At 62.5% G+C, this 8973-nt stretch carries 8 protein-coding genes and 2 pseudogenes; 7 read left to right on the top strand and 3 right to left on the bottom strand.

The features are described 5' to 3' along the window. From ABR323_RS08110 to ABR323_RS08100, 3 genes and pseudogenes are all read left to right on the top strand, one after another. Positions 1 to 314, top strand: a 314-nt coding sequence (locus ABR323_RS08110) for a hypothetical protein (RefSeq protein ID WP_439448915.1), incomplete at its 5' end; no start/stop codon positions are given. Then, complete coding sequence (locus ABR323_RS08105) at positions 314 to 823, top strand: hypothetical protein (RefSeq protein ID WP_439448914.1); 510 nt, start codon at positions 314 to 316, stop codon at positions 821 to 823. The genes ABR323_RS08110 and ABR323_RS08105, both read left to right, overlap by 1 nt. A 194-nt stretch (positions 824 to 1017) precedes the next feature. After that, positions 1018 to 1239 (top strand): annotated as a pseudogene (locus ABR323_RS08100) (Arm DNA-binding domain-containing protein); the annotation flags it as partial. 479 nt (positions 1240 to 1718) lie between these two features. Here ABR323_RS08100 and ABR323_RS08095 read toward each other — a convergent pair. Both ABR323_RS08095 and ABR323_RS08090 read right to left on the bottom strand, forming a co-directional pair. Further along, positions 1719 to 2054, bottom strand: coding sequence for a hypothetical protein (locus tag ABR323_RS08095; RefSeq protein WP_135272747.1), 336 nt, complete (start codon positions 2052 to 2054; stop codon positions 1719 to 1721). A gap of 28 nt (positions 2055 to 2082) precedes the next feature. Then, positions 2083 to 2279: pseudogene (locus tag ABR323_RS08090) on the bottom strand (GyrI-like domain-containing protein); the annotation flags it as partial. Between the two features lie 330 nt (positions 2280 to 2609). Here ABR323_RS08090 and cyoA point away from each other — a divergent pair. Genes cyoA through cyoD form a run of 4 tightly spaced genes read left to right on the top strand, consistent with a single transcriptional unit; the run spans position 2610 to position 6641 of the window. Continuing rightward, on the top strand, positions 2610 to 3665 hold the full coding sequence (gene cyoA, locus ABR323_RS08085) for a ubiquinol oxidase subunit II (protein ID WP_135272748.1): 1056 nt from the start codon (positions 2610 to 2612) through the stop codon (positions 3663 to 3665). Positions 3666 to 3667: 2 nt separating this feature from the next. After that, positions 3668 to 5665: a cytochrome o ubiquinol oxidase subunit I gene (cyoB, locus tag ABR323_RS08080; protein ID WP_012510427.1), complete on the top strand. Its 1998-nt coding sequence runs from the start codon at positions 3668 to 3670 to the stop codon at positions 5663 to 5665. Beyond that, a complete protein-coding gene (gene cyoC / locus ABR323_RS08075) occupies positions 5662 to 6300 on the top strand; it encodes a cytochrome o ubiquinol oxidase subunit III (protein ID WP_012510428.1) in 639 nt (212 codons plus the stop codon). Before cyoB ends, cyoC begins: the two co-directional genes overlap by 4 nt. Then, complete coding sequence (gene cyoD / locus ABR323_RS08070; RefSeq protein ID WP_126928304.1) at positions 6300 to 6641, top strand: cytochrome o ubiquinol oxidase subunit IV; 342 nt, start codon at positions 6300 to 6302, stop codon at positions 6639 to 6641. Before cyoC ends, cyoD begins: the two co-directional genes overlap by 1 nt. Positions 6642 to 6795: 154 nt before the next feature. Here the strand turns inward: cyoD and ABR323_RS08065 are convergent, their stop codons facing one another. Continuing rightward, a complete protein-coding gene (locus tag ABR323_RS08065) occupies positions 6796 to 8853 on the bottom strand; it encodes a putative bifunctional diguanylate cyclase/phosphodiesterase (protein WP_439448913.1) in 2058 nt (685 codons plus the stop codon). Positions 8854 to 8973: the final 120 nt, after the last annotated feature.

Below are 8973 nucleotides of genomic sequence, written 5' to 3'. Positions count from 1 at the left end.
GTCGCACCGTTGCCGGGGTGAAGGTTGGGGATAGGCCTGCCGACACCAGGGTGGCGTTGGAGGATGCTGGGTACATGGGAACGCGGATATCGAACGACGCTGGCACGGAATCGGGAACGCTTCACAACGTGCCGTCCATGAAGATGGACGTTAGAGTCATGGACGGAGGGCCAAAGCATCCACCCAGAGTACCGGTGACGCGAGAAGGTAACCCGCGTCAGCCCGTAAGTCCTGAGAATGGTAAGAACTTTGGCAATATTCCCAAGGGCGAGCAGCGCACGGGAAGTCATATCTACTATCGAGAGAAACCGTGATGACGCGAATCGAGAGGATGGAAGTTGATGTTGCGGCTGCGCGCTCGAGCTTGGAGGGGATGCTGCTTGGTTCATACCTTGATTCATTCAACGTAAGTAGCCTTCAGGTTGCTTTGAGGCTAATTAATGCATCAGCGTGCCCTGATGAATCGTTGTACGTGGATCTGAGCTTCTCATGTGCGGCCACTCTCCGTGATGGCCTCACATCTCCCAGCAATGTCGGGAATGTTGATTTCTTTGTGGGTAGGACGGTATTCCTCTCCGAGGTCTATGGAAAGATTGGCGTTGAAGTCTCTGGTGTTGAGCTCGATTCCGAGGGGCGGCTTGTTCTCTCTATGGCTGACTCAGTCATTGAACTGGTTGCTACGGACGAGGATGTGGGGGGTGAGGATTCTGTCTGGCAAGTCGTGATGGAGCGTCCGACCGGCTCTGGAAGATCTTTAGGTGGCTCTGTTTCCTGTGTTTCAACGGAAAATGCCGTCATATTCATGTTAGGCGTTGAGCGGTAATCATGATTGTCTGTGACACGGCGGGGAAGCGTCAGCGACGGAAGTTGCTAGTTACAGCAGATTCGAACGGCTAGCCTTGCTTGCTGAGCGGAAGGTTATCTCCAGAAGGACCTGTTCGCGGACAATCCGCATCCAAACACCGCCTCGCATCCTGCCCTAAGTTGGCCTTATCGCCGCTTAGGGACTCTCCGCCGATGTCATTCGCCCTTACCAAGCGCATTGTTCTCATGGCAGAACCCCGGGATCGCCCCTATGAGCTCAGGGACGCTCAGGTTCGCGGCCTGGTCCTGCGTGTGCAGCCTTCAGGGCACAAAGCTTGGATCGTCACCTGGGCGAACGGGAAACGTCGCACCTTGGGTTCGATCGAACACCTGACACTTGATCAAGCCCGCGACCACACGCGGCAAGCTGTCGCTGAGTACGTTCAGTCCGGGCTGCCCGCGCTTGAGAAGTACAAGCCCACTAGTTGCACGCTCGAAACACTGCTCAACGATCACTTCGAGCCTTGGGCCATAGCTGAGCTCAAGCGTAGACGTCAGTATCCGGATCGCATTCGATCAGTGTTCTCGGAGCTGCTGCTCCGTCAGATCATTGAGATTGATGTGCCGACCATGGAGCGTTGGTGGCGTGGGCGTGTCACTGGTCCTGCTGTAACCAGGGCTACTGCAGCGCGCGACTTCGCTTGCTTGCGGTCTGCATTGTCTCGAGCCGTTGAGTGGAAGTTGATCGAGACCAATTCTTTGATGGGGATGCGTCAGCGGTCAACTGCTAGTCGGAAGGTGGTACGGGTTCTGTCGCCTGATGAGGAGGTGGTGCTACGGGCTGCACTGGCGGCGCGCGATCTGGCTGGCGTAGAGGGCAGGGCGAACGCAACTTCACCGATGAAAACACACCTTCATCGGCGCCCCACAATCACCGCATCCCGCGCCAACCACCACGCGAGCTGTCGCAGGTACCCGCCCACCGCACCGGCCATTACACCCAGCAGCAACCGCCGCAACACACGCGCCGATCGCAGGCCAGCCTCCCGCAACCACGGCAGCATCGCCATCACCTGCGCCCCCAGCAGCAACGCCAGCACGTCCAGCCCCAGCGCATCCAGAACCGGCAGCAACGGCAGCAGATCCGGATTGCAGGCCAATACGATCACCAGCAGGGTGCCGAGCACGGCCATCACGCGGCGCCCAGCGGGCAATGTGGTCCAGCGCAGCAGTCGGTTGATCAGACGCATGGCATTCCTTGTGTCATAAGCGGGAACCCTAATCGGGTTCAATCGGCCGCACCGGTTGCCGCAGCATGGTCTTCAATCGCGCGGCTGCGGTCTTGCGCGGGTCGCTCAGGTAGATCTCGTGATGGGGGCCGGCAAAGGCATATCCCAGTGCAGGCATCAGCGCGTCATGAAGACGGGCCAGGGTCGGCCCTCATCATCGTAGGCACCCACATGCCCTGTGTGGAGCATCCCATGTCCATGCCCCAGTAAACATGCCTGAACAGGTTCAGGCGACTTTGCCGAACCCGGTCGGAGCCCCCGCCATCGCCCGATGCCAGGATGCTGCGCCGAGCGTTCTGCCCGCCATGCCGCGCAGTGCGACAACGTGTCGCAGTCAGAATCAGGCCTTTCCTGCGCTCGATCATTGTCAATGCCTTTCTTAAATGGTGCGTGACGGCCTAAAATTGAAAGGCTGACTCGACCCCACCTCCCTGCCTGTCTTCCGGACCGGTGGGACCGGCTTTGGCCGGAACAGGCAGGACGGGGAACGGCATTCCCTCGCAATTGGATCGACCGATGATTCCGTTGAAAACCCTTGGGCGCTGGTTGCGCCCGGGCCTGCTGCTGTCGTTGCTGGTGATGCTCACTGGCTGCGATGCCGTGGCCATCCTCAGTCCGAAGGGCCAGATCGGCCAGGATGAAAAGACACTGCTGATCACGGCCACCGTGCTCATGCTGCTGGTCGTCATCCCGGTCATCATCATGACCCTGACCTTCGCGTGGAAGTATCGCGCCTCCAACACCAAGGCCCGCTACGAGCCGAAGTGGTCCCACTCGACGGCGATCGAGGTGGTGGTGTGGTCCATTCCCTGCATGATCGTGCTGGTGCTGGCGGTCCTGACCTGGCGCTCGTCGCACGCACTGGACCCGTACAAGCCGCTGGATTCGGACGTCAAGCCAGTCACCATCGAGGCGATCTCGCTGGACTGGAAGTGGCTGTTCATCTATCCGGAAGAGAAGGTCGCGGTCGTCAACGAAATCAAGTTCCCGGTCAACACGCCGCTGAACTTCAAGATCACGTCCGATTCGGTGATGAATGCGTTCTTCATCCCGCACCTGGGCAGCATGATCTACTCGATGGCTGCGATGGAGACCAAGCTCCATCTGATCGCCAACGAGACCGGTGAATTCCCGGGCATGTCCTCGCACTACAGCGGCGCAGGCTTTGCCAAAATGCACTTCACCGCTTACTCGGTTACCGATGCCGAATACCGCCAGTGGCTGGACCAGGTCCGCGCCGGCGATCAGACCCTGGACAAGGCTTCGTTCAAGGCCCTGGGTGATGCGCGCAACGCCGAGTGGTATCCGGTCACCTACTTCGGCAAGACCGAAGAAGGCCTGTTCGACTGGGTCCTTGCCAAGCACATGGGCGACAACAAGCACTACGGCATGAAGCACGAGCACAAGGCCCCGGCCGATGGTGCCGCTGCCGAAGGCCACGACGCCCATGCGGGTCACGAGGGCCATGAAGGCCACGCCGACGCCGCTGCCGCTCCGGCCGAACACGCCGGACACACTGCTGACGAACACGCCGCCGCCGGTCACGCCGGCCACGCGGGTTCGGGAGAATGAACATGTTGGGTAAACTCTCAATTGAGTCGATCCCCCACGATCCGATCGTCCTGACGACGTTGATCGGCGCGGTTCTGGGTGGCCTGGGCGTCATGGCCCTGATCACCAAGTTCAAGCTGTGGGGCTATCTGTGGAAGGAGTGGTTCACCTCGGTGGATCACAAGAAGATCGGCGTGATGTACCTCATCGTCGCCTTCGTCATGCTGCTGCGCGGTTTCTCCGACGCGATCATGATGCGTACCCAGCAGGCGCTTGCCGTCGGCGGGTCCGAGGGCTACCTGCCGCCGCACCACTACGACCAGATCTTCACCGCCCACGGCGTGATCATGATCTTCTTCGTGGCGATGCCGCTGATCACCGGCCTGATGAACCTGGCCGTGCCGCTGCAGATCGGTGCGCGCGACGTCGCGTTCCCGTTCGTCAACTCGCTCAGCTTCTGGCTGTTCGTGTCCGGCGCGGTGCTGATCATGCTGTCGCTGTGGATCGGTGAGTTCGCTGCCACCGGCTGGCTGGCGTTCCCGCCACTGTCGGGCATCGAATACAGTCCAAGCGTAGGCATGGACTACTACATCTGGGGTCTACAGGTCGCAGGCCTGGGCACCACGCTGAGCGGTATCAACTTCTTCATCACCATCTTGAAGATGCGTACCCCCAGCATGAAGCTGATGCAGATGCCGGTGTTCACCTGGACCGCCCTGGTGACCAACGTGCTGATCGTCGCTGCCTTCCCGGTGCTGACCATCACCCTGGTGCTGCTGACCCTGGACCGTTACCTGGGTACGCACTTCTTCACCAATGACGGTGGCGGCAACGCCATGCTGTACATCAACCTGATCTGGATCTGGGGTCACCCGGAAGTCTATATCCTGGTGCTGCCGGCCTTCGGCGTGTTCTCCGAAGTCATCGCGACCTTCTCGCGCAAGGCGCTGTTCGGCTACAAGGGCATGGTCTACGCCACCGCCTGCATCGGCGTGCTGTCGTTCATCGTGTGGCTGCACCACTTCTTCACCATGGGTTCGGGTGCCAACGTCAATGCCTTCTTCGGCATCACGACGATGATCATTTCGATCCCGACCGGCGTGAAGATCTTCAACTGGCTGTTCACCATGTTCCGCGGTCGCGTGCAGTTCACCACGCCCGTGCTGTGGACCATCGGCTTCATGGTCACCTTCACCATCGGCGGCATGACCGGCGTGATGCTGGCGATCCCGGCCATCGACTTCGTGCTGCACAACAGCCTGTTCCTGATCGCCCACTTCCACAACGTCATCATCGGCGGCGTGGTGTTCGGCATGTTCGCCGGCATCACCTACTGGTGGCCGAAGATGTTCGGCTTCCGCCTGAACGAGTTCTGGGGCAAGTGCGCGTTCTGGTGCTGGTTCATCGGCTTCTACGTGACCTTCATGCCGATGTACGTGCTGGGCTTCATGGGCATGACCCGTCGTCTGCAGAGCACCGTCAACCCGGCCTACGAGCCGCTGCTGCTGGTGGCTGCCGCAGGTGCCTTCATCGTCGGCGCTGGCATCCTGTGCCAGATCATCCAGGTGGCCGTGTCGATCCGCGACCGCAAGAAGACCGCCGACCTGACCGGCGACCCGTGGGATGCCCGTACGCTGGAGTGGGAAACCTCTTCGCCGCCGGCCTTCTACAACTTCGGCAGCCTGCCGGAAGTCACCGAGCTGGACGATTTCTGGGAGCGCAAGCAGCGTGGTGAAGCCTGGCCGAAGCCGGCCAAGTACACCGACATCCACATGCCGCGCAACACTGGCACGGGCGTTGTCATCGGTGCCTTCAGCCTGGTGTTCGGCTTCGCGATGATCTGGCACATCTGGTGGCTGGCCATCGTCGGCTTCGTCGGCATGATCGCCACGTTCATCTACCGCACCTTCGACCAGGACGTGGACTACTGGGTCCCGGCCGCCGAGGTGGAACGCATCGAGAACGAACACCGCAAGCACCTGGAATCCCAGGGCCTGGTGAAGTCGGAGCTGAAGGCATGAGCACCAATACCTCGACCCTGAGCCACGGGCACGCCGCGCAAGCGGCGGCCCATGGCCATGACGACCACGAGCACCACGACACCGGCGGCAACACCGTCTTCGGTTTCTGGGTGTACCTGATGAGCGACTGCCTCATCTTCGCCTCGCTGTTCGCCACCTATGTGGTGCTGGCAGGTGGTACCGATGGTGGCCCCACCGCGAAGGACCTGTTCGAGTTGCCGTTCGTGGCGTGGGAAACCGCGCTGCTGCTGACCTCGTCGCTGACCTTCGGCCTGGGCATGATCGCCATGCACCGCAAGCAGATGGGCCAGATGTACCTGTGGCTGGGCATCACCTGGCTGCTGGGCTTCGGCTTCATGTGCATGGAAGTGTGGGAGTTCCAGCACCTGATCCACCAGGGCTACGGTCCGGACCGCAGTGCTTTCCTGTCGGCGTTCTTCGCCCTGGTCGGTACCCACGGCCTGCACGTCAGCGCCGGTCTGCTGTGGCTGCTGGTGATGTTCGTGCAGCTGAAGAAGTACGGCCTGACCCCGACCAACAAGACCCGCATGGCGTGCCTGAGCCTGTTCTGGCACTTCCTGGACCTGATCTGGATCGGTGTGTTCTCCGTCGTCTACCTCAATGGAGCGCTGTAATGGCACATGACAACCATGCACACGACCACGCAGCGGGCGGCGAGAGCCACGGCAGCGTCAAGTCCTACCTGATCGGCTTCGTGCTGGCGGTGGTGCTGACCGTCATCCCGTTCTGGGTGGTGATGTCCGGCGACTTCTCGCGCACCGTCAGCGGTGTGGTGATCGCGATCACCGCGGTGCTGCAGATGCTGGTCCACCTGGTGTTCTTCCTGCACCTGGACCGCTCTTCGGAAAGCCGCTGGAACGTCAACGCTGCGGCCTTCACCGTGGTGGTGATCGGCATCATCGTGGTCGGCACCCTGTGGGTCATGCACAACATGAACGTGCACATGATGCACTGACGTCTTCGCGACGTTGCCACGCAGAAAGGCCGCCCTCGGGCGGCCTTTTTGTTTGCGCGATGGAGGCTATCCACGCATGGCGTGGATCTACGGGGATCCACGATGGCGACCGCAGGTCAGTAGATCCACGCCATGCGTGGATGCTGTGCCCGCCTCACCCCACCTTGCGCAGGAACTCGTCCGCCTCCATCGGCCGGCCCAGGTGGTAGCCCTGCAACTGGTCACACCCCAGCTCGCTCAGGTATTCGCGCTGCGCCTGCGTCTCCACGCCCTCGGCCACCACCTGCAGCTGCAGGGTGCGACCCAGTGCGATGATCGACGACACGATGGCCGCGTCCTCGTCATTGCGTTCCAGATCACGCACGAACGCACGGTCGATCTTCAGCTCGGTCGCCGGCATCCGCTTCAGGTACAACAGGCTCGAATAGCCGGTGCCGAAATCGTCGATGGCGATATGCACGCCCATCGCGGTCAGGTCGTTGAGGATCGCCAGGCTGGCGTCGACGTCCTTCATCGCCGTGGTCTCGGTGATCTCCAGAGTCAGCCGCGCCGGCTCGATGCGGTGCCGTTCGAGCACCTGGCGCACGCTGTCCAGCAGGGCTGGGGAGGAGAACTGCAGCGGCGACAGGTTGACTGCCATCGACCACTCCATGTGCCCGGCATCGTGCCACGCACGCAGCTGCGCGCAGGCGCGATCCAGCACCCAGTCACCGATTGGAAGGATCAGCCCGCTGCGCTCGGCGATGGGAATGAACACATCCGGCGCCAGCAGGCCCAGTTCCGGATGCTGCCAGCGCAGCAGTGCTTCGGCGCCGGTGGCCGGTGCGCCCGCAGCCGGGAACTTGGGCTGGTAATGCAGAAGCAGCTCGTTGCGCGCCACGGCCTTGCGCAGGTCCTGCAGCAGTCTCAGCTGGCGGTTTGCGCTGAGCTGCATCGACGGGGTGAAGAAGGTGTAGCCGTTCCGTCCGGTTTCCTTGGTGTGATACATCGCTGCATCGGCATGCGCCATCAGCTCGCGCTCATTGCTGGCGTCGTCCGGATACAGGGCGATGCCCAGGCTGGCACTGACCTGCAGTTCGGCCGCATCCAGCAGGAACGGCTCGCCAGCGGCAGCGATGATGCGCTCGGCTACCACTACCGCATCGTCGGGAATATCGATGGCCAGCACGATCACGAACTCGTCGCCGCCGAGGCGGGCGAAGGTATCCTGCGGTCGTAGCAGCCCGCCAATGCGTTGAGCCACTGCCACCAGCAGGCGGTCGCCGAGCTGATGGCCATAGGCATCGTTGACCGCCTTGAAGCCGTCCAGGTCGCAGAACATTACTGCCACCGCGTGGCTGCGGCGCCGTGCCTTCTCGATGGCCTGCTCGATGCGGTCCTGCAGCAGCATGCGGTTGGGCAGCTGGGTCAATGGATCATGCAGGGCGGCCTGGATCAGCTTGTCGTTGGCGTGGGCCAGTGAATCGGCGAGCAGGCTGGTGCGCACGCGCATCTGCCGGTCGAACAGCGAGGCCACCAGGGCGATGCCCAGCGTGGCCACGGTGGTGACGATCACCAGTACCGCCAGCCAGCGGGTGTCGATGCCGCCGCTGCCGACCGCGCCACAGATGCTGCCTTCGGGGAAGCGCGCGGCGGCCATGCCGGTGTAGTGCATGCCGACGATGGCCAGGCCCATCACCAGCGAGGCGAGCAGGCGCAGGCGCGTGGTGTTGCGCTGTTCGGCACGCAGCCGGAAGGCGATCCACAGCGCCGCACCTGCGGCACCGATGGCCACCGCAATGGAGGCAGCGAACCAGCCCGGGTGGTAGTCGATGCCCGGCTGCATGCGCATCGCGGCCATGCCCAGGTAGTGCATGGCCGCGATGCCCAGGCCCATCAGCACCGCGCCGGCCAACAGCCGCCGCCACGGCAGGCTGGGCCGCGACACCAGCCACAGTGCATAGGCCGAGGCGCCGATCGAGACCGCCAGCGAATACAGGGTGATGCCGAGGTCGTAGCCGATCGGGATCGGCAGGTCGAAGGCGAGCATGCCGATGAAGTGCATCGACCAGATGCCGAGGCCCATGGCAGCGGCGCCGCCGGCCAGCCACCAGCGGGCCACGCGGCCTTCAGCCGTCGCCAGGCGCCCGGCCATGTCCAGCGCCGTGTACGAAGCAAGAATGGCCACCAGCAGCGAGATGGCGACCAGGCTCTGACTGTAACTGCCAGTCATGTTGAATCCAGTGGGGGAAGGAGGGGCGCCCGCAAGGCGCACGCCCGCGACAGCTATCGGCGGGGGCGGGCGGGACTTGAGCGGTCGCAGCACCTGCGACCCGGCTCGGCTATCCTGCCA

This window comes from Stenotrophomonas sp. ATs4, assembly GCF_051861585.1.
In the GTDB taxonomy this organism is placed as follows: domain Bacteria; phylum Pseudomonadota; class Gammaproteobacteria; order Xanthomonadales; family Xanthomonadaceae; genus Stenotrophomonas; species Stenotrophomonas maltophilia_AS.
Note: the sequence above shows the minus strand (reverse complement) of the source record. Positions and strands in the feature narration are given on the sequence as shown.